The 18476-nt window shown below is 34.1% G+C and carries 19 protein-coding genes and 1 pseudogene; all 20 read right to left on the bottom strand.

What is annotated here, in order from left to right; genetic code table 11:
* Positions 1–1080, bottom strand: a complete 1080-nt coding sequence (locus tag AAEO57_RS11315) for an HlyD family secretion protein (RefSeq protein WP_341692642.1) — start codon at positions 1078–1080, stop codon at positions 1–3.
* Positions 1081–1091: 11 nt separating this feature from the next.
* Positions 1092–2411 (bottom strand): TolC family protein, encoded by a 1320-nt coding sequence (locus tag AAEO57_RS11310; protein WP_341692640.1) that lies wholly within the window; start codon positions 2409–2411, stop codon positions 1092–1094.
* Entirely contained in the window at positions 2401–3030 is a 630-nt protein-coding gene (locus AAEO57_RS11305; protein WP_078226211.1) for a TetR/AcrR family transcriptional regulator, read from the bottom strand. The genes AAEO57_RS11310 and AAEO57_RS11305 overlap by 11 nt, the downstream gene beginning before the upstream one ends.
* 166 nt (positions 3031–3196) lie before the next feature.
* On the bottom strand, positions 3197–3679 hold the full coding sequence (locus AAEO57_RS11300; RefSeq protein WP_341692635.1) for a hypothetical protein: 483 nt from the start codon (positions 3677–3679) through the stop codon (positions 3197–3199).
* 11 nt (positions 3680–3690) lie between these two features.
* Positions 3691–4452, bottom strand: a complete 762-nt coding sequence (gene trpA / locus AAEO57_RS11295) for a tryptophan synthase subunit alpha (RefSeq protein WP_341692633.1) — start codon at positions 4450–4452, stop codon at positions 3691–3693.
* Between the two features lie 114 nt (positions 4453–4566).
* On the bottom strand, positions 4567–4884 hold the full coding sequence (locus tag AAEO57_RS11290; protein WP_341692631.1) for a gamma-glutamylcyclotransferase family protein: 318 nt from the start codon (positions 4882–4884) through the stop codon (positions 4567–4569).
* Between the two features lie 149 nt (positions 4885–5033).
* Entirely contained in the window at positions 5034–6215 is a 1182-nt protein-coding gene (gene trpB, locus AAEO57_RS11285) for a tryptophan synthase subunit beta (protein WP_341692629.1), read from the bottom strand.
* 12 nt (positions 6216–6227) lie between these two features.
* Complete coding sequence (locus AAEO57_RS11280; protein WP_481129030.1) at positions 6228–6860, bottom strand: phosphoribosylanthranilate isomerase; 633 nt, start codon at positions 6858–6860, stop codon at positions 6228–6230.
* Positions 6861–6935: 75 nt separating this feature from the next.
* Positions 6936–7715 carry an indole-3-glycerol phosphate synthase TrpC gene (gene trpC / locus AAEO57_RS11275; RefSeq protein WP_341692625.1) on the bottom strand — a complete coding sequence of 260 codons (780 nt, stop codon included), beginning with the start codon at positions 7713–7715 and terminating at the stop codon, positions 6936–6938.
* Between the two features lie 13 nt (positions 7716–7728).
* The gene (locus tag AAEO57_RS11270; protein ID WP_341692623.1) at positions 7729–8385 is read right to left on the bottom strand and encodes a GDSL-type esterase/lipase family protein; all 657 of its coding nucleotides are present in this window, start codon (positions 8383–8385) and stop codon (positions 7729–7731) included.
* A 23-nt stretch (positions 8386–8408) separates the two neighbouring features.
* The gene (gene trpD / locus AAEO57_RS11265; protein ID WP_341692621.1) at positions 8409–9401 is read right to left on the bottom strand and encodes an anthranilate phosphoribosyltransferase; all 993 of its coding nucleotides are present in this window, start codon (positions 9399–9401) and stop codon (positions 8409–8411) included.
* 285 nt (positions 9402–9686) lie between these two features.
* The gene (locus AAEO57_RS11260; protein ID WP_341692619.1) at positions 9687–10253 is read right to left on the bottom strand and encodes an anthranilate synthase component II; all 567 of its coding nucleotides are present in this window, start codon (positions 10251–10253) and stop codon (positions 9687–9689) included.
* A 98-nt stretch (positions 10254–10351) separates the two neighbouring features.
* Positions 10352–11752: an anthranilate synthase component I family protein gene (locus AAEO57_RS11255; protein WP_341692617.1), complete on the bottom strand. Its 1401-nt coding sequence runs from the start codon at positions 11750–11752 to the stop codon at positions 10352–10354.
* Positions 11753–12054: 302 nt separating this feature from the next.
* Entirely contained in the window at positions 12055–13329 is a 1275-nt protein-coding gene (locus AAEO57_RS11250; protein WP_341692615.1) for a hypothetical protein, read from the bottom strand.
* A 233-nt stretch (positions 13330–13562) separates the two neighbouring features.
* Positions 13563–14129 carry a YceI family protein gene (locus tag AAEO57_RS11245; protein WP_341692613.1) on the bottom strand — a complete coding sequence of 189 codons (567 nt, stop codon included), beginning with the start codon at positions 14127–14129 and terminating at the stop codon, positions 13563–13565.
* 33 nt (positions 14130–14162) lie between these two features.
* Positions 14163–14795 (bottom strand): NAD(P)H-dependent oxidoreductase, encoded by a 633-nt coding sequence (locus AAEO57_RS11240; protein ID WP_341692610.1) that lies wholly within the window; start codon positions 14793–14795, stop codon positions 14163–14165.
* 10 nt (positions 14796–14805) lie between these two features.
* Positions 14806–15261, bottom strand: a complete 456-nt coding sequence (locus tag AAEO57_RS11235) for a MarR family winged helix-turn-helix transcriptional regulator (protein WP_341692608.1) — start codon at positions 15259–15261, stop codon at positions 14806–14808.
* A gap of 323 nt (positions 15262–15584) precedes the next feature.
* Complete coding sequence (locus AAEO57_RS11230; RefSeq protein ID WP_341692606.1) at positions 15585–17162, bottom strand: glycerol-3-phosphate dehydrogenase/oxidase; 1578 nt, start codon at positions 17160–17162, stop codon at positions 15585–15587.
* Between the two features lie 228 nt (positions 17163–17390).
* On the bottom strand, positions 17391–18149 hold the full coding sequence (gene yaaA / locus AAEO57_RS11225; RefSeq protein WP_341692604.1) for a peroxide stress protein YaaA: 759 nt from the start codon (positions 18147–18149) through the stop codon (positions 17391–17393).
* 164 nt (positions 18150–18313) lie between these two features.
* Positions 18314–18476, bottom strand: a pseudogene (locus AAEO57_RS20870) (IS982 family transposase); the annotation flags it as partial.

Below are 18476 nucleotides of genomic sequence, written 5' to 3'. Positions count from 1 at the left end.
TTATTTTAAATGTACGTCTACATCCACATTCATCCCTGGTCTTAAAAGTTTTACTTTTTCAGGATCGTTTGAAGAGTCCAAACTAATTTTTACCGGTAATCTCTGAATCGTTTTCACAAAGTTTCCTGTAGCATTATCAGGAGGTAATAATGAAAAACGTGATCCCGTAGCCGGAGAGAAAGAAGTTACAGTTCCTTTGAATTCGTAGTTTGGGTATGCATCCACTTTTAAACTTACTTTTTGTCCCACAACCATTTTGTTTAATTGTGTTTCTTTAAAATTCGCTACAACCCAGGCTTCATTGTTATTGATGATGTAAAATAAAGATTGTCCTGGCTGTACTAATTGTCCTGGCTGAATATCAACTTTTGAAACCTGACCGTCAATTGCAGCTGTCACTACAGTGTACGAAAGATTTAAATGTGCAACATCAAGCATCGTTTTTGCTTTTTTGATGTTTGCTGCAGCAACTTCTGTCTGTTTATCTGAAACTTTAGATTTTGACTGAATAACCGATTTTTGGTAAGAACTTGCTCTTTGTTGCTGTTCTAAAACACGTACCTGATTTTCAGCTTCCTCTTTAGCAGTTAAAGCCTGCTCATATTGCTGCTTTGTTATTGTATGCGTTTTGTACAAATTATTGTAACGGTTATAATCGTTTGTAAGCTGTCTCAGCCTTATTTTAGCACTTTCGATAGATCCGCTTGCAGATTTCATGTTCGCATCAGAAACATTAATATTTGCGTAAGCACTTCCGATATCCGCTTTTGCAGCTTCGTACTGGCCTTCAGCAGCCAATAAGGCAGCATTAGCTTCATCAATCTTCAATTGATAATCTCTCTTATCGATAGTAAACAAAGTATCTCCTTTTTTCACATAATCATTATCTTTCACATAAACCTTGCTGATATATCCTGAAACTCTCGGGATAATCGGGTTCATTCTTTTCTCGATCTGAGCATCATCTGTTTCTTCGTGAGCCTGTCCGTGTAAATATTTAGATATTCCGTAAGTCCCTCCCACTAAAACCAAAATGGTTAGTATGATGATGAATTTTTTATTTGTCTTTTTCTTTTCCATGAGAACTGCGATTATATTTTAGAAAGATTGAATGATTGTGATAATTGTCCTGATACTGAAAGTAATTCGTAATATTTTTGAATAATGGTTGCTTTGGCTACAGCAGTATTGATTTTGGCACTTAATTGTTCAACATCGGCTTCCACCAAATCATTAGTGTCAGCAAGACCATTGTCAAATTTATCTTTTACCAATCTATAGTTTTCTGCTGCTTGTTGAAGCGCTTCTTCGTAAACCACACTTTGATTTATAGCCAGGTCATAATCTTCAATAGATTTTTGAACTTCAACTTTAATGCGGTCTGTCATGATTGCCTCAGTATTTTTTACCTCAAGAGCTTTACTTTCAGCCTCTTTTACATGTGCACTATTTTTTAAGATTCCAGATAAATCATAAGATAATCCTAAACCAAAATTCATTGCATATTTTACTGTAACAATATCTTTAAGATCCAAAGCAGTGTACCCTCCAAGTAATGAAAGTGTTGGATAATATCCAGCTTTTGCAATCTTAACATTTGCTTCAGAAGCTTTTTGCTGTAAACGAATAGCTTCAAGATCTTTTCTGTTTTCAAGAGCCATTGCATCTGTTGAAGGCGCTCCTGTTGTTTTTAAATTGAAAAAATCATCCTCGTTTACCTGTATTTTAACCGTTGAGTCTAATTTAAGCAATGTTGTTAGATAGAAATTGATGTTATTGATATTGTTATTAGCTTCATCAATAGATAATTGTGTTTTTGAAACCAATAACTGCGCTTTCAATAAATCATTTCTCGGGATAATTCCGTTTTTCTCTAATTCAGTAAAATCAGTCACACGTTGTTTCGCACTTTTTTGATTTTCGTTCAGAGCGTCTAATGTTTTTTGCGCTTTATACAAAGCTGTGTAATAAACGATTACTCTTAAAGCAATATCTTCTTTAGTTTTGGCCGCATTAGCAGTTTCGGCTTCATACATGCTATCGTAAGCATCGATACTGCTTTGAATTTTAAATCCGGCAAAAATTGGTAAGCTTAAATTAGCCATTCCAAGCATTGCTCGGTCTGGAGAAGCTAAAGAAGCACTTTGCCCCTGATTTGGCAAATCAATAGAAGCTTTAGTAAGACGTTGGTACTGACCAGAAATTTTTAAATCAGGATATTGGTTGTTCTTGACCGTCTGTAATTCGTATTTTTTTGTGTTTACCTTGGTGTTGGCAAGCGTAACTTCGTCACTCTTTTCCCAGGCCATTTTTACGGCTTCACCTAAGGTTAAACTTGTTTTTTCTTGTGCTTCTATTGAAGATATTCCGATAAAGAAAACTCCAAAGAGCATTAATTGACTAATTTTCATAAACAAGTAGTGCTTTTATAGTTTGTTGAATGTGCTTTTTAAGAGTCGTTTTTATATAATTATCATACAATTCTTCGGTGTTTAAATTCAGTAATTCTACGAAAAAAGGTTTATTCATATGAAAATGAAAAAAGGTTCCGATTATTGTAGGTGTGATAAGCGGAATGATAACATCTTTTCTGAAAACGCCTTTTGCCTGACCCTGGGAAATAATACTTTCAACAGATTTTAAATTTCCTTTTTTTAGCTCGGTAAAGGCGGTCATACTTTTTTCTCTCTCTTTTGAATTGAGTTCAAAATGTAAAACCCTGAAAATCCCTTTGTTACAATTTATTCTGGTAATGTAAATTTCAATTAATTTATTGACTTTTTCAAGAGGTTCAATGTTTTCTTGTAATAAATTTTCAAGTTTTAATTTTAAATCAGATGTTTTGTAGATAATCAGTGATTCCAGTAGTCGGTCTTTTGAACCAAAATAATACGAGATCATGGCCACATTAATTTTGGCAATCTTTGAGATATCCCGTATTGAGGTGCCTTCAAATCCCTTTTCAGAAAACAGCTTTTCAGCCACTTCCAGAATCTGAATTTTTTTATCGTTTAATTCGATGTTTGACATGATAATATTTTGTAATCGACTACAAAATTAAACACTTGTTTAATTTAAACACTTGTTTAGTTTTTGTTTAACATAATATTAACATAAAACGGTTTCGGTATTTTTCGAATAAAAAAAGCTGAAACACTTAGTATTCCAGCTTTTATCTAATTTTTATGCACTCAAATTATCTTTTGTAATTTCGATATGAGAGATAAAGAATAAAAAATCCGGCAATTAATCCAATATATAAAAGACTGCCTTCTTTCTGTTCGTATTCACTTTTATTAATTATAATCTTTCCATCTTTCTCAAGTTGAATTAGATTAATATTTATATTTTCATTTTTATTAGAATTTGCTTGATAATAGACTTTAACCTTGTCTCCAATATTTACTTTTTGCAGTAAATCATTATAGTTTTGAGACATCCTGTAAACCCCTAAATCTTCATCTAGATTTTTTAGATATATAAAAAATACATCTGATTTTTGCCCTTTACTTCCATAATGAATATCAATCCCTTTGTCGATTATTATACTTTCAAACTTATCTTGCTTAGATAAGTCGATGTTTCTTTTTTCGTAACCTATATAAGCTAAAAAGAAAAATAATATAGAAAATAATCCCGAAGTAATTGAGTTTATCAGCTGTTTAGTTTTCTTAGTCATGAAAGATGTTTTTATCGAATCTCCCCAACAAACTCCTTAATCTTCCTACTTCCGCTTTCAGATAAATGTTTGATAAAAGCACTACCGATAATAGCTCCTTTTGCATATTTTGTAGCCTGGTTGAAGGTTTCTTTATTTGAAATTCCGAAACCTACGATTTGAGGATTTTTCAGGTTTAAGTTTGAAATTCTTTCAAAATAGGTTTCCTGAGTATTTCCAAAACCAGACTGAGATCCTGTAACACTTGCAGAACTTACCATATAAATAAATCCGTTTGAAACGCTGTCAATAAAACGAATACGCTCGTTTGAAGTTTGTGGCGTAATCAAAAACACATTAATTAAACCGTATTTTTCAAAAATAGCTTTGTATTGGTCTGCATATACATCAACCGGAAGATCCGGAATAATTAAACCGTCGATACCAATTTCGGCACATTTTTTACAGAAAGCTTCAACTCCATATTGTAGCATTGGGTTAAAATAGCCCATGATAATCAACGGAATTTTTACGCTTTCGCGGATGTTGCTCAGTTGATTAAATAAAATCTCAGTAGTCATTCCGTTGTGAAGTGCCTGGGTAGAACTTGCCTGAATAGTTGGTCCGTCAGCCAAAGGATCACTGAAAGGAAGACCAATTTCGATTAAGTCAACTCCGTTTTTTTCTAAATCCTGAATAATCTGCACGGTATCGTTTAAGTTAGGATATCCCGCAGAAAAATAGATAGAAAGGATCTTTTTATCTTCTTGTAATTTTTGAGTTATTCTGTTCATTGTTTTATTTTTTTATTCCTGCAAGGTTTTGAAAACCTTACAGGTATTGTCGTTTATTAATGTAAACCTACAAGGTTTTGAAAATTGCAGGTTTAAAAACTAATCTGAAACAGATTAATTTTCAATATAAATCCATGCCACAACTCCGGATTTCAGTGTTATTTGAACTCTCTTGTATGCATTGGATTCGAATTGATCCGCTTTGGCTAAATCAGTACTGGAAATAGTGTACACGATACCCTTTACAGCATCCGATGGATTTTCACTTGGTGTTGCCACAAAATAGTCTTCAATTCCAAATTCTTCCTCTATTTGAAGGTCTTTTAGCTTATAACCTACTAACTGATCCGGTGTTCCGATTAATAATTTATTAAAAACCTGCATCTGGATTTCTTTAGACTGTAATGTCCCGTAAGAGAATAACTGTTCCATAAATCTATATTTTCTCGTTATTTGTTTGCGTTAGGGATGGGAGCGGCATCTCCCGATTAGAAAAACAAGGCTTTTTAGCCGTAGTTTTTGTTATCGGGAATATAGCGGACAGCCCGACCCTTGGGTAACGCCCAAAAATACAACTTTTATTACAATTTAAAATAGTCAATATAATTGTCTAAATCTTTATCTCCACGACCCGAAAGACTAATTACAACCACATCTGTCGGTTTGAATTTCTTTTGATCCAAAACTGCAAAGGCGTGAGCACTTTCAATAGCCGGAATAATTCCTTCTAATTTAGTCAGCTGAAGACCCGCATTCATGGCATCATCATCTGTAACAGAGAAAAATTCTCCACGACCTGTTTGTGCCAAATGAGCGTGCAAAGGCCCAACTCCCGGATAATCCAATCCTGCTGAAATTGAATACGGTTCTGTGATTTGACCATCAGGCGTTTGCATTAAAAGGGTTTTGCAACCATGAATAACGCCTACTTTTCCTAATTTACTCGTTGCGGCGCTGTGTCCGCTATCAACACCTTTTCCGGCTGCTTCCACTGCGATAATTCCAACTTCAGGCTCGTGCAAAAAGTGGTAATACGTTCCGGCAGCATTACTTCCTCCGCCAATACAAGCAACCACATAATCAGGATTTTCACGTCCTTCTTTTTCTTTTAACTGCCATTTAATTTCCTCAGAAATAATACTTTGAAAACGGGTTACCATATCCGGATAAGGATGCGGTCCAATTGCCGATCCGATAATATAATGTGTATCTACCGGATTGTTGATCCAGTCACGGATAGCTTCGTTTGTGGCATCTTTTAAGGTTCTTGAACCCGAAAGTGCCGGACGAACTTCTGCACCCAGCATTTTCATACGTGCCACGTTTGGAGCCTGACGCGCAATGTCAATTTCGCCCATGTACACGATACATTCGATACCCATTAAAGCACAAACTGTTGCAGTTGCCACACCGTGCTGACCCGCTCCTGTTTCGGCAATGATTCTTTTTTTACCCAAACGTTTTGCAAGCAGAATCTGCCCGATTGTGTTATTTACTTTATGTGCACCGGTATGATTTAAATCTTCTCTTTTCAGGTAGATTTTGGTATTGTATTTTTCAGACAAACGTTTTGCAAAATACAGCGGACTAGGGCGTCCCACGTAATCTTTTAGCAATTGGCTGAACTCTGCTTTAAAATCAGGTTCATCCATGATGCTTAAATATTTTTGCCGTAATTCTTCTACATTTGGATAAAGCATTTCCGGAATATAAGCTCCTCCAAATTCTCCGTAATATCCTTTTTCGTCAACGTTAAAATTCATTTTTTTTAAATTTTAGATGTTTACAATTTCAAATTTGCGTTTAAAATTGCTTAATAGATTTTTATTTTTCAGACCTGGTTCGATTTCAAATTTACTATTTACATCGACAGCATAAATAGGTAATTTTGTTTTTGAAACCTCTTCAATGGCTTTTAATTCGTTCATTCCGATACCGCCGCTTAAAAAGAAAGGTTTTTTCGAATTGTATTTTTTTAATATATTCCAGTCGAAAGTTGTTCCGTTGCCGCCCGGTAATTTCCCTTTGGTGTCAAAAAGAAAATAATCGCAGACATTTTCAAAAGGTGTAATAATTTCAAAATCAAAATTTTCATCAGCCGAAAATACTTTAATAATTTCGATTTTCTTTGAAAGCTGTTTTTTTAATTCTGAACAAAATTCAACCGATTCATTTCCGTGTAACTGAACAGCCTGTAAATGATATTTTTTCACTTTTTCAAGAATTTCCTCTTGGCTTTGATTAACAAAAACACCTACTTTTTTGATTGTTTTCACTAATTCAGGTACATTTTCGTTACAATATCTCGCGGACTTTTCCCAGAAAATAAATCCCATATAATCAGGCAGGAGTGAGCCTACTTCGAGTATATTTTGGGGAAATTTCATGCCGCATATTTTGAGTTTCATTTTTTGTTTGCTTTGAGCAATGGGCTTTGGGCTTTGGGCTTTGAACTGAGTTGCTCATTGCCGACTGCCGATAGCTCATAGCTGATTAATAAATTCTGTTGCGGCTTGTCCGGCGTTATCGGTTTTCATGAAATTTTCTCCGATTAAGAAACCTTTGTAGCCGTAAGGCTTGAGTTCCTGAATCGCTTCAACAGAAGAAATACCGCTTTCTGAAACTTTTACAAATTCATCAGGAATTTGAGAAGCCAGTTCTTTGCTGAAATCAAGGCTTACTTCAAAAGTTTTTAAGTTTCTGTTATTCACGCCAATCATGTCTAAACTTGGCATAATTGATTTTTCCAGTTCTTCCTGATTGTGAACTTCCAGTAAAACTTCCAAACCTAATTTTTTAGCAAATTCAGATAATGATTTGATTTCTTCGTGCGTTAAAACCGCTGCGATTAGTAAAATCAAATCGGCTCCGTGTGCTTTTGCTTCTAAAATTTGGTATTCGTCTACAATAAATTCTTTTCGCAAAAGCGGAATATTTACACTCGCTCTTGCTAAAAGCAAATCGTCCAGAGAACCTCCGAAATATTTTCCGTCAGTAAGAACTGAAATTCCACAGGCTCCTGCATCTTCATATCCTTTAACAACTTCTTCCACAGTAAAACCATGATTAATTACTGATTTTGAAGGCGAACGACGTTTGTGCTCTGCTATAATTCCGGTTGAACTTGCTTTTAATTTCTGGCTTAAAGAAATTGTTTCTCTTCCAAAAAACACTGAACTTTCCAATTGAGAAATCGGAATGATGGATTTTTTAAGAACAACTTCTCTTTGTTTGTCTACGATTATTTTATCTAATATATTCATTTCTATTTTTTGTCTAATTCAGTTTATCTTTTAAAGCCTTAATCCATATTTCATATCCTTTTTCATTCATGTGTAGATTATCGGAACTGAATATGTCTTTTTTAGGGCTGCCATCTTCGTCAAGCATTTTTTTCCAAATATCTACAAAAACGATGTTTCTGTTTTTATTGATGAAAGCTTCGATTAGTTTATTGGTTTCGATTTGTCTTTCTTTCATTTTCCATCTGGAAATGCTTGGTTTTATCGAAATATAAACGATAGGAACTTTTGGTTGCTGTTTTCTAATGTTTTCATATAAAATTTTAAAGCGATTGAAAACCTCGGCCGGTGTAATCTTTTCAGAACTTGCTAAATCATTTTCTCCACAATAGATTACTATTTTTCTAGCCTGGTATTTAAAAATAACTTCTTCTTTAAAACGAATTATATCTAATAAATCAGAACCTCCAAAAGCACGGTTTAAAACCGGAATCGATGGAAAATCCTGTTGTAAACTAGTCCATTTTGTAAAAGAGGAACTGCCAATAAAAAGCACAGGATTCTTTAGAGGAGCCTTTAAACTATCTTCTTTTTTGAAAGCCTGAATATCATTATAAAATGGTACTTTCTGAGCAAAAGAATGAATCGACAGAAAGAGTGCGAACGCAAAAATAAATTTTTTAAGCATCATAATTTTATTTGAATTGTTGAATTTTAAAGACTCAATTCTTGTAATTTTTTCAAAGAAGCCAATCCTTTTCCGGAAAACAAACTCTCTTTTGCCAATTCAAATCCTTCAATAGGAGAACATTTTGTGACTGTTGCTATAGCCATGGCTGCATTGGCACAAACAACATTATTTTGTGCTTCGGTTCCATTTCCTGAAATGATTTTCATAAAAATTTCTGCCGATTCCGCAACAGTTTCACCACCTTTGATGTCATTTTGTTTAATTAATTTAACACCAAAGTCTTCTGGATTAAGCATACCTTCGGTACTATGTGTAATTATTTTGGTTGGTCCTGTCAAAGAGATTTCATCATAACCATCCAAAGCGTGTACAATCGTAAAATTACTATCGGTATTTTGATAGAGATAAGCATACATTCTGGCTAACTCCAGATTGAAAACCCCTAATAATTGATTTTTTGGAAAAGAAGGATTAATTAGTGGTCCGAGAATATTAAAAATGGTTCTGACTGCGAGTTCTTTACGAAGTGGTCCAACATGTTTCATAGCAGGATGGAACAGAGGAGCATGCAAAATACAAATACCGGCCTTGTCTACACATTTTTCAAGGAAACCAGGATCGTTACTAAATTTAACACCTAAAGCTTCCATAACATTACTGGAACCTGTGATCGAAGAAACCCCGTAATTACCATGTTTTGTAACCTTTATTCCGGCTCCGGCTGTTACAAATGACGCCAAAGTCGAAATGTTAAAAGTGTCTTTTCCGTCACCTCCGGTACCTACCAAATCGATAGTATTGTAATCAGATAAATCAATACGGATACACAATTCAGAAAGTGCTTCCCTGAAACCGATTAATTCTTCAATCGTAATGCTTCGCATCATAAATACGGTCAAAAATGCCGAAATCTGACTCGGATTGTATTGACCGCTTGAAATATTAATCAATACGTTTTTTGCTTCTTCTTTCGTAAGCACTTCATGATTGATTAATTTGTTTAATATAGTTTTCATTTAATTTAGTCTTAAAGTCAAAAGTCGAAAGTCTTAAAGTTTTCTGACTTTTGGTATTTATTTTTAGAGTTGATTTTTTTTAGTTTTAGATATGGAAGATTAAGTTTTAATATTAGACTTTATAACTTTCGACTTTAAAACTTTTGACTAATTTTTTAGCCTTAATGTCGAATGTCAAAAGTCTTAATGTCTTTTTATTACGATATTTGTTTTAGTGTTGCTTTTTTTTAGTTTTAAAATGTTGAAAGTATTTCACTTTATGACTTTCGGCTTTAAAACTTTTGACTAGCTTTTAATCCAATTCTCTAAAATCCTTTTTCCGTTAGGAGTCAATACGCTTTCAGGATGAAATTGTACTCCTCGTACATCGTATGTTTTATGGCGTAACGACATAACCTGCCCATTTTCTTCAAATGAAGTCGCTTCCAGAACATCTGGTAAATCAGCGTTTACTACCCATGAATGGTAGCGTCCTACTTCAAATTCATCTTCAAGACCATCAAATAATGATTCATCAGATACTGATTTTTTTACATTTGTGGCCACACCGTGATATACTTTGTCAAGGTTTGAAAGTGTTCCTCCAAAAACTTCTCCAATTGCCTGTTGTCCTAAACAAACGCCTAAAATGCTTTTTGTTGGCGCATATTTGCGAATTACATCCTTTAGTAAACCTGCTTCATCGGGGATTCCAGGTCCTGGTGAAAGCAATATTTTATCGAAAGAAGCAATTTCGTCAATATCAAATTCGTCGTTTCTGTAAACGGTTACTTCGCAGTTTAAATCTTCCAGATAGTGTACTAAGTTGTAAGTGAAACTATCGTAATTGTCTATAACTAATATTTTTTTCATTGTGTATGTTTTTTTTGTTTCAGGTTTCAAGTTTCAGATTTTCACGTTGTAGTTAACCTGAAACTTGAAACAAAGAAAACTTGAAACTGTTTTTTTAACTAAATTTTCTCAGCCATTTCCAGAGCGGTATTCAATGCTCTTAATTTATTGTAAACTTCCTGCATTTCGCTTTCTTCGTCAGAACTTGCTACGATTCCGGCTCCAGCCTGACAGTGTAATTGATGATTTTTAGAAAGGAAAGTTCGAATCATAATCGCATGGTTGAAATTGCCTTCAAAATCCATGAAACCAATTGCGCCTCCGTAGAAATTACGGTTTGTTTTTTCGTAATCCTCAATCAGCTGCATTGCTCTGTGTTTTGGAGCTCCGCTTAATGTTCCTGCCGGGAAAGTATCGGCTACAACCTGCATAGTCGTAGCTTTATCGTGCAAATGTCCCGTAACTTTTGAAACCAGATGAATCACATGCGAGAAAAACTGAACTTCTCTGTATCTTTCTACGTTTACATCATGACCGTTTCGGCTTAAATCATTTCTCGCCAAATCGACCAGCATTACGTGTTCGCTGTTTTCTTTTTTATCTTCGGATAATTTTTTGGCCAGTTCAGCATCTTTTTCATCATTTCCGGTTCTTCTGAAAGTTCCAGCGATGGGATGAATTTCTGCTTTTCTGTTTTTTACAATAATTTGTGCTTCGGGTGAAGAACCAAATATTTTGAAATCCCCGTAATCAAAAAAGAATAAATACGGAGATGGATTGATGCTTCTTAAAGCTCGATAAACATTAAACTCGTCACCTTTGAAGCCTTGCGTAAAACGACGTGAAAGAACCAATTGAAAAACGTCTCCACGGAAACAATGTTTTTTAGCTAAAGCTACATTGTGCTTAAACTCTTCGTCAGTCAGATTTGAGAAACCTTCTCCTTCTTTTGTGAATTTATAAGAAGCAATATTTCTGGATTGTAATAATTGTTCAATTTCAGAGATATTATTTCTTCCATCTAAACTGTGGCAAAAAATATACGCTTCGTTTTTGAAGTGATTGATAGCAATGATGTTTTGATAAACCGCATAAAAAACATCCGGAATTAAAGTTGCCGAATCTTTTTTAGCTATTTCTACTTTTTCGAAATAACGAACGGCATCATAAGAAATGTATCCAAACAAACCATTATTGATGAATTTAAAATCATTTTTCTCAGATTTAAACTGACTAGAAAATTGCTGAATTACTTCCGGAATATTAGTTGAAGTATCAATTGCGTTTTGCTCTGATGATCCGTCAGGGAAAGTTTTGGTAATAGTTTCATTTTCGATTTTAATCGTGGCAATCGGGTTGCAGCAGATGTAAGAGAAACTATTGTCATTTCCATGATAATCACTACTTTCCAACAATAAGCTATTCGGAAATTTATCTCTGATTTTAAAATAAATACTTACCGGCGTAATGGTGTCTGCCAGGATTTGTTTGTAATGGGTGTTGAGTATAAAAGGTTTCAATGTATGTTGTTTTTTAGTTTAATATTTTTTTTTGTTAAAGTTTTGGCCATAAAAAAAGGCTTGTCGTGATGACAAGCCTTTTTTTATTTATAGTTTACAATACCATAGGAAGCTTTGTTCACGACGTCTGACGTAAATTCTTCCACCACCAAGTATTGTTCATTGTAATTTTCATAATCTTATTCTGTTGATGCAAATATATAAATGTAATTTGAATTAGAGTATATCAAAAATAAAAAAAAAACTTTTCTTAATTTATAAATTTGTTAAAATTGTAAAAAAGAAAAGTGCTTTTGAATGCCTTAATTATGGGAAGCAAGATTGTTCTGTCTCATTCTAAAGTCCGGATTCCCTTTAATATTAGGCACTAAGAACAATTCACTGCTTTTGATTTTTGTAAATTCTATAGCATATTCAGGTTTGCTGTACCAGTTTTTTATTCCGACATCATTGCTTGAAGATTCACTAACAATTCCGTCATTACAATTGTTTGCCATTACGTTTTTTAATGTAATTTTTGACAAATTTGCGTCACCATTTCCGATATTTCCATTCAAAAGCATAAAAGGAGCGAAACCTGAAACAATACTATTGGTTAAATTGAAAAAAGTATTTTCTCCAATATGAGCAGATTCACGAACTAATCCCTGATTGTTTTCTTCCAGATTCACCAGTGTGATGTTGCTGGCATTTATTTTGGTCATTTTTTTAGTCATGTCTGTATTTTCAATTTTATCGTATGAATCTACTTCAAAACATCTTGAACCCGAAATATCAGATGAAAAAGGATGACGGACAGCAATACTGTTACTGAGGTTGATTTGCGCTCCTTGCGTAAAATCAAAATCATCATCTGTTGTTCGATAAGAAATCAGGTTATTCATGTTTAAATCTCCACCGTAGCATTCAAATGAATCATCATTAGAATAACTGATCTGAATGTTGCTTAAAACTGTTTTTCTTCCAACGCCAGCTAACGAAAGTCCGTTAAGTTCTTTCAAAGCGCTCAATTTTCTGCCAGAATATTCAATTCGTACATATTTAAGTATTCCCGAATTATCATCAGCATCAGTACCGCCATAATGGTTTAGCGTTGCTTCCAGATTAAAAGGAAGCGTTGCAATTCCTCCTAATTTATTTATAGGCGCTTTTCCAAGGATGATTATTCCGCCCCAATCGCCTGGTTTTCTTTCTGTAGTCCCTTTATTTGAAGTAAAAACGATTGGATCAGTTTCTAAACCTTCGGCCATAATTTTTGCACCGTTGGTGATTACCAAAGTTCCGCAGGTTTTATCGTCGCCCCGTATTACCGTTCCGGGTTCGATAGATAGTACAGCATTATTGGTTACATAAACGATGCCTACTATCTGATATACATTACGTTTTAGCAGTTTGGTGTCTTTGTCTATGGTACCGGCAATAATATTTGTTGCTTCACCATATTCTATATTTGCTGGCTTAAAACTGGTCCAGTTATCCATCCAGTTTGATGTTCCGATGATTCCTTTTTGTTGTTGTGCCTGAAGATAAAGTGTGCTTAAGAGTGTTATAATGGCAATGTGGATTTTAGTTTTCATAACTATAATTTTGATTTCTAGTTTTTGATTTTACTGTTTTTTAACTAATCCAAAATTAGAAGCCAAATGTTAATCAAAACATTTTACCATGTTATCATAGTGTTAACACAACTTTAAGAACGTTACTATTGTGTTTTTGGTCGGGCTTTTCAAGTCTTTTATCGGTGTGCTATAAAAAAAGAAACCCCAACTGTTAAATTAACGGTTGGGGTTTATGAATTTTTATATGAAATTTAGAACTTCAAAGACACAGCCAATTCGAAATCGTCATTGATAGTTTTATCTCCTAAATTCTGGAAGAAGTTACCAGAGTTGTATTTGATATCGTATTTAGTTCTGTCAACTTTGAAAGCAGTTGTAGCAGTATTTCCTTTTACAGTGATGTCAAAAGTAACCGGTTTAGTGATTCCTTTGATAGTCAAATCAGCAGTTACAGTGTACACATCAGCAGACTTAGCTCCGATTGTTTTGAAAACTAATTTTGAAGTTGGGAATTTATCAGTTCCGAAGAAATCATCAGCTTTTAAGTGACCGTTTAATTTTTGTTGGTATTCTCCAGTTAAATCAGTTGCAGTTAATGAAGTCATATCAACAGTAAAACTACCTCCAGTTAATTTTTTTCCTTTCAAAACTACAGCTCCTTCTTTGAAGTTTACAGTTCCGGAGTGCTCACCTGTTACTTTTTTACCTACCCATTTGATAGTAGATGCCTTTACGTCGATTTTTTTAGTTTGTGCGTTTACTGAAACTCCAGCTACTGCTACGAATAATGCTATTGCAATTGTTTTTAAATTTTTCATGTTGTGAAATTGATTTTGATTGTTATTAAATAATTATAGTGTGATAAATAATTCTTCCTGAGATTTTCTAACTTTTTTGTAATGCTGAGCTTCGTCCTCATCATGTCTGTAACCTACAGTTGCGATAACAGAAGCATTTAATCCTAATTTATCGAAACCTAAGATTTCGTTGAATGCAGCAGGATTGAAACCTTCCATTGGAGTTGCATCGATTTTTAATTCTGCAGCAGCGGCAAGCAAAGTTCCTAAAGCAATATAAGTTTGTTTTGCTGTCCAGATATTTTTAGCATCTTGTGATAAGTTTGAAATCACGCCATTCATCATATCTGCAAATCCGCCTAATGCTTCAGTAGGAACACCTCTTGTTTCACTGATGTTTTTAATGTAAGCAGCTACAGATTCCGGTCCAGCATTTAAATCGTTTGCAAAAACAAATATTTGAGAAGCATCTGTAATTTGAGTTTGTCCGTAAGCTGCCGCTTTTAACTTCTCTCTTAATTCAGGGTTTTCTACGATAACCACTTTATAAGGTTGTAATCCGTATGAAGAAGCAGCTAATCTAACAGCTTCTTTTAATGTATTTAAATCTGCATCAGAGATTTTTTTGGTTGCATCAAATTTTTTGGTTGCATATCTCCAGTTTAAATTGTCTAATAATGTGCTCATGATTTTAATTTTATTGGGTTCGGTATTTTTCTAATAATTGGTTTAATAATTCTAACTCTTCTGCTGTTACATTTTTTGCAAATCGTTGTTCGTGCGCATCTACTTTCGGATCTAATTCTTTTAAAACATCTAATCCTTTTTGGGTGATTAGAACTTCTATTTTCCTTCTGTTTTCCGGACACACATTTCGGGTAACATACTCCTTTAATAATAGTTTGTCAACAAGCCTTGTGGTGTTGCTGGTTTTTGCCAGCATCCGCTCCTGTATCACACACATATTGGCAGGATTACCTTTTTGTCCTCTTAGTATACGTAGTACATTGTATTGCTCTCCCGATAAATCATATGGCTTCATCAATTCGCTAAAATCATCCTGAATCACATGTTGTGTGTACATAATATTTAGAATAACTTTTCTCGCATTATCCATCTTAACAGTACTTTTTATAACTTCTTCAATTGTCATAGTTGTAAGTGTATAATTTGTATATACAAATGTATAACTTTTTAATTGTTGTATATACAAGTGTTGTGTTAATTTTTCGTTAATAAAAATAAGTTGTTTTTATAGAAGCCTTATATAATTAGTGTAAAAGTTATATTGATTAAAGATATAATTTAACAAATGTCATCCTGAGCGGAGTCGAAGACTTTTAGACAAGAAAGGGCTTCGACTCCGCTCAGCCTGACATTGATTTTTAATTTTATTATGATTTAAGAATAATTAGTGAATGTTTTAAATAGAGTTAGGATGTTTATCTCTTATAAGAGTATGACTTAGATCCTTTCTTATTGAAATTCAGATAAGAGGTATCCTTTGGCTATTTTTTTAAAATCTGAAATTTCTTTACTGACCCATACCTCATCATGTCCGAGTTCTTTTGCCATTAATCTTGCTGTTTTTTCTGAAGATTCAATTGCAGCTCTGGCGTCTAAGAATAATAAACGCACACGTCTTGCTAAGACATCATCAACTGTTCTTGCCATTTCAAAACGAACAGCCCAGACTACTTCTGCCATTGTGAATTCATGGTTGGGGTGTAATTTTTCGTTTAATTCTGGTTCGCTTTGTTGCAGTTCAGTTATTTTAATAATATCCGAACCATAGATATAAAGATGACTTTCGCGGTCAACAGTACTGGTGGGTTTATTTCCATGAATGGAAAGATGTTCAGTAACACATTCTTTTTTAAGTAATTTTCCTGTTTTGATAGCTTTATCCACAATTTCCTCAGCCATTTTTCTGTAGGTAGTCCATTTTCCTCCAGTAATGGTGATTAAACCGGTTTTAGAAACAAGTATTTTATGGCTTCTGGAAACTTCTTTGGTGCTTTTTCCTTCTTCTTTTGGTGCTGCTAAAGGGCGTAATCCTGCAAAAACAGATAAAACATCTGCTCTGTTTGGTTTTTTTGCTAAAAAACGCTGAGCCGTTTCGAGGACAAACTCAATTTCGCTTTCAAGTGCCACAGGTTCTAAACTGTGACTTTTGATTAGGGTGTCTGTTGTTCCTACGACAACACGATTATGCCACGGAACTGCAAATAAAACCCTTCCGTCTTTTGTTTTCGGAATCATTAGTGCGTGATCTCCGGGTAAAAAAGATTTATCAAAAACCAAATGAATTCCCTGACTGGGAACAATGTATTTTTTATAAACCTTATCATTGAGCTTCATTATAGCATTTGTAAAAACGCCGGTAGCATTTATGATGGCTGATCCTTTTATGTCGTATTTAGTCCCGGTTTCCTGATCGATTGCCTGTACGCCCACAACAGCTTCTTTGTCGTCTTTTATAAGATTGACAACTTTTATGTAATTGACAACACAGGCTCCTTTTTCTACGGCCGTCTGTGCAAGATTGATAGCCAAACGGGAATCATCAAATTGTCCGTCATGATAAATAACGCCATTGGCTAAACCATTTTCCTCCACATTAGGAAGCATTTCGATCGTTTTTTCTTTTGAAATATATTTTGAAGCGCCTAAACTTAAGCTACCCGCCAGTAAATCATAAACTTTTAATCCTAACGTATAAAAATAACCGCTCCAGCGATTGTAATTCGGAATAACAAACGATTGGTTTTTAACCAAGTGACCAGCATTTTGAGCCAGCAGTCCTCTTTCTTTTAATGCCTCACGCACCAGATGCACATCTCCTTGAGCGAGATAACGTACTCCACCATGAACCAGTTTTGTACTTCTGCTTGAAGTTCCTTTTGCAAAATCAACTGCTTCAAGTAAGATTGTTTTGTAACCTCTGCTGGCAGCATCAAGAGCGGTTCCAAGACCGCTTGCTCCTCCTCCAATAATTATTACGTCCCAATTTTGTGTGTTTTGTAGTTTTAATAGCTGTTCAGAACGATTCATGCTTGTTTAAATATTTATTTTTGCGGAAGTGCTGTTAAAGACAAACTTAACGAAATGAAATTAAAAATCGATGAATAAAAGATGCTGAATTTGTCCTTTATCTTGCAATTAAGCCGATTCATTTTATACATTTAATTAAGACTCTTATAAATGTAAAATTCGCAAAGTTTTATAAAATGAACTTTGCGAATTTTACAATAAAAACTTAAAAAATTATGCCTTCAAAAATCATCTTGTAAAAACCAAATGATTTCCTTTTGAAAGATTGGCATCAAACTGATATCCTTCATAATTGAAACCTTTTAAATCATCAATAGTTTCTGCATTGGTATCAATAATATAACGCACCATCATACCTCTCGCCTTTTTCGCAAAGAAACTGATCATTTTTAATTTTCCGTCTTTGTAGTCTTTAAAATCCGGCGTAATTACAGGAACTTTTAAAGCTTTTACATCAACTGCCGAAAAATATTCGTTACTCGCTAAATTCACAAACAATTCGTCTTTTTTCAATTCTTTATTTAAAGCTTTAGTAACTGTAGGCTTCCAGAATTCGTGAAGGTTTTTAGATTCGGCAACCGGCATTTTAGTTCCCATTTCTAAACGGTAAGCCTGCATTAAATCTAATGGTTTTAAAAGTCCATAAAGTCCCGATAAGATTCTTAATTTATCTTGTAAAACATCTAATTTTTCTAACGGAATTGTATAAGCATCTAATCCTGTATAAACGTCACCATCGAAAGTATAAACTGCCGGCCGCGCATTTTCAGGCGTAAAAGGTGTTTTCCAATCCTGATTTCTTTTCCAGTTTAAATCGGCTAGTTTGTCTGAAATTGACATTAATTCTGATAATTCAGAAGGCTTTTTTTGTTTAACCACTTTATGAACCACTCTTGCTTCTTTTAAGAATGAAGGTTCAGTATATTGAGATGTTGGTAATTCTTTTTCGAAATTCAGTGATTTCGCTGGAGATATAACAATTTTCATGTGTGCATTTTTCTATGATTCAAAAATACAAATTGCATTTCTAAAAACAGATTATTGTAATTGATTTGTTCTATAGCTTTATTTTTTCTGCCACGAATTCACGAATTATTTTTTACAATCTTTGAGTTTAACATCACATGAATCCGTATAATTAATTCAAGTTGCTAGTTAATTGATTTGTTTAATTGGAGTCCAAACACAAAGAGAGTTAACTTTATTAGAAAACCTTCAAGTGTAACTGCATGTATTGTTCTAGGAAACATTTTCTTGATGTCACTAATTGCTGTTTCTACTCTTTTCCTCATTTTTAACTTTTTATATTTTTGT

The sequence above is a fragment of the Flavobacterium calami genome (assembly GCF_038290035.1).
GTDB lineage: Bacteria > Bacteroidota > Bacteroidia > Flavobacteriales > Flavobacteriaceae > Flavobacterium > Flavobacterium calami.
This window is presented reverse-complemented; position numbering and strand designations above follow the sequence as displayed.

Excerpts from the sequence above, each read along its gene's own strand:
- AAEO57_RS11315 (WP_341692642.1), bottom strand. The coding sequence starts at position 1,080 with ATGGAAAAGAAAAAGACAAATAAAAAATTCATCATCATACTAACCATT.
- AAEO57_RS11310 (WP_341692640.1), bottom strand. The coding sequence starts at position 2,411 with ATGAAAATTAGTCAATTAATGCTCTTTGGAGTTTTCTTTATCGGAATA.
- AAEO57_RS11305 (WP_078226211.1), bottom strand. The coding sequence starts at position 3,030 with ATGTCAAACATCGAATTAAACGATAAAAAAATTCAGATTCTGGAAGTG.
- AAEO57_RS11300 (WP_341692635.1), bottom strand. The coding sequence starts at position 3,679 with ATGACTAAGAAAACTAAACAGCTGATAAACTCAATTACTTCGGGATTA.
- trpA (WP_341692633.1), bottom strand. The coding sequence starts at position 4,452 with ATGAACAGAATAACTCAAAAATTACAAGAAGATAAAAAGATCCTTTCT.
- AAEO57_RS11290 (WP_341692631.1), bottom strand. The coding sequence starts at position 4,884 with ATGGAACAGTTATTCTCTTACGGGACATTACAGTCTAAAGAAATCCAG.
- trpB (WP_341692629.1), bottom strand. The coding sequence starts at position 6,215 with ATGAATTTTAACGTTGACGAAAAAGGATATTACGGAGAATTTGGAGGA.
- AAEO57_RS11280 (WP_481129030.1), bottom strand. The coding sequence starts at position 6,860 with ATGAAACTCAAAATATGCGGCATGAAATTTCCCCAAAATATACTCGAA.
- trpC (WP_341692625.1), bottom strand. The coding sequence starts at position 7,715 with ATGAATATATTAGATAAAATAATCGTAGACAAACAAAGAGAAGTTGTT.
- AAEO57_RS11270 (WP_341692623.1), bottom strand. The coding sequence starts at position 8,385 with ATGATGCTTAAAAAATTTATTTTTGCGTTCGCACTCTTTCTGTCGATT.
- trpD (WP_341692621.1), bottom strand. The coding sequence starts at position 9,401 with ATGAAAACTATATTAAACAAATTAATCAATCATGAAGTGCTTACGAAA.
- AAEO57_RS11260 (WP_341692619.1), bottom strand. The coding sequence starts at position 10,253 with ATGAAAAAAATATTAGTTATAGACAATTACGATAGTTTCACTTACAAC.
- AAEO57_RS11250 (WP_341692615.1), bottom strand. The coding sequence starts at position 13,329 with ATGAAAACTAAAATCCACATTGCCATTATAACACTCTTAAGCACACTT.
- AAEO57_RS11245 (WP_341692613.1), bottom strand. The coding sequence starts at position 14,129 with ATGAAAAATTTAAAAACAATTGCAATAGCATTATTCGTAGCAGTAGCT.
- AAEO57_RS11240 (WP_341692610.1), bottom strand. The coding sequence starts at position 14,795 with ATGAGCACATTATTAGACAATTTAAACTGGAGATATGCAACCAAAAAA.
- AAEO57_RS11235 (WP_341692608.1), bottom strand. The coding sequence starts at position 15,261 with ATGACAATTGAAGAAGTTATAAAAAGTACTGTTAAGATGGATAATGCG.
- AAEO57_RS11230 (WP_341692606.1), bottom strand. The coding sequence starts at position 17,162 with ATGAATCGTTCTGAACAGCTATTAAAACTACAAAACACACAAAATTGG.
- yaaA (WP_341692604.1), bottom strand. The coding sequence starts at position 18,149 with ATGAAAATTGTTATATCTCCAGCGAAATCACTGAATTTCGAAAAAGAA.